General features: G+C 60.4%; 1 protein-coding gene and 1 pseudogene. One reads left to right on the top strand and one right to left on the bottom strand.

Features of this window, described 5'->3' with window-relative positions; translation table 11 throughout:
- A pseudogene (locus tag EOA28_RS34200) lies at positions 1-1485 on the top strand (recombinase family protein); the annotation flags it as partial.
- 9 nt (positions 1486-1494) lie between these two features.
- Here EOA28_RS34200 and EOA28_RS34195 read toward each other — a convergent pair.
- Positions 1495-1974 (bottom strand): transposase (locus tag EOA28_RS34195; protein WP_148671049.1); only part of this gene is annotated, 480 nt, incomplete at its 5' end.

Here is a 1974-nt window from a genome sequence, read left to right as displayed (position 1 = left end):
CAGATATACGGCTGCAGGAGGTAATCCGGCTCATCTTCGCGCGCTTCCGTGAACTCGGCAGCGCGCGCCAGGTGTTGTTGTCGATGGCGGCGGATCAGATCCACTTCCCTCGACCTTCTGATGAGGACATGACCAGCTTCGTCAGGTTGCCGATCCGTTATCGCAATGTCATCGCCGTTCTCAAAAACCCCTTTTACGCAGGTGTTTACGTTTACGGCAAAAGCGAAAAGCGAACCTCCATTGTCGACGGGCGAGCGCGGCGAAGCTACGGGCATGGCAAGCCTGTCGGAACCTGGGAGGTGATGATCAAGGTCATCACGAGGGTTATATCAGCTGGGATGAGTACGAGCGAAACCAGAAGCAGCTTGCACTCAACAACTACGGTCGCGCCGGCGGTGTAAAATCCGCGGCGGGAAAGCGCTGCTGTCAGGCATCATGACGTGTGGACGGTGCGGGCGGCGACTGAGCGTTGCCTATACCGGAAATCCGCAAAGTCGACCTGTCTATCGCTGCGACAAACCAAACCTGATGATGGGCTTGCCCAGGTGCATGACCTTCGGCGGCCCACGGGTTGACGCGGCTGTTGCGCGTGAGCTGTTGCGAGCGGTAGAACCCTTGGCGATCGAGGCCGCGTTCGAGGCGGAGCGGATGCACCGGGAACGACAAGATGATCAACGCCATCTCCTCGATCTGGAACTTCAGCAGGCCCGCTACGAGGCCAATCTTGCTGAGCGCCGCTACGCTGCCTGTGATCCTGACAATCGCCTGATAGCTGCGCAGCTGGAGAAAAGCTGGGAGACCACGCTGCGCCGCTTGCGGGATCTTGAAACCCGCCAGCCTACTGGCAGGCCACCGGCCATTGAGGTCGATCCCAGTGCCTTCGCCAATATGGCAGAAAACCTGTCAGCAGCCTGGAATGGACCTGATGTGACGATGCGTGCGCGCCAGCAGTTGCTACGAACCTTGATCGCCGACATCATCGTCGATGTCGACGACGCGGTACGGGACGTCGTGCTCATGATCCATTGGCGGGGCGGCCAGCACTCAGAACTGCGGGTTCGCAAGCCTCGAGCTGGCGAGCACGGTTGCGCGACGACCGAAGACGCTTTGGCGGTGATGCGCAGCATGGCCGGTCGCTGGTCTGACGAGCATATCGCCGCCTCGCTCAATCGAATGGGATTACCCACCGGACAGGGAAAAACGTGGACGGCGCACCGCGTCTCTTCCGTTCGGCGCGTGCGGGGAATCCATGCCTATCGATCCGCTGAAAAAGACGGTGAATGGCTCACGATGACCGAAGCAGCAAAGGCCTTAGGCGTCACAAACCATGCGATACGGCGCTTTATCAAAACCGGCGTTCTTCCTGCTGCACAGGTTGTTCCTGGCGCACCCTATCAAATCCGTGCCGACGACTTGGCGTCGGGGTCGATCAAAACGGTGATGGCCCGAAAAGGTCGCCCGTGTCGCGTTGCCGACGTAGAGTAAGCGGTGTTCTCAGGCCACGGCCTTGAGCTCGAGCTTGTTGATGTAGACCCAAGGCAGGAGGTCGTCGATCTGGCTGTTGGGGTGGCCGTTGACGATCCTGGTGAGGACATCGGCGAGATAGCCGAGCGGTTCGACACCATTGAGCTTGCAGGTTTCGATCAGCGAGGCGATGACTGCCCAGTGTTCGGCGCCGCCGTCAGAGCCTGCGAAGAGCGCGTTCTTGCGGTTGAGCGCGATCGGACGGATCGAGCGTTCGACGGTGTTGCTGTCGATCTCGATGCGGCCGTCGTCAAGGAAGCGCGAGAGGCCTTCCCAGCGCGAGAGCGTGTAGCGGATCGCCTCGGCGAGCTTTGTCTTCTGACTGATCAGGCCGAGCTTCTCACGCAGCCAGGGTTCGAGATCGGCGACGATGGCGCGGCTTTTGTCCTGACGCATCGCGCGGCGCTCGTTGGCCGATCGGCCACGGATGTCATCCTCGATCCTGTAGAG

Source organism: Mesorhizobium sp. M2A.F.Ca.ET.067.02.1.1 (genome assembly GCF_004023285.1).
Taxonomy (GTDB): domain Bacteria; phylum Pseudomonadota; class Alphaproteobacteria; order Rhizobiales; family Rhizobiaceae; genus Mesorhizobium.
This window is presented reverse-complemented; position numbering and strand designations above follow the sequence as displayed.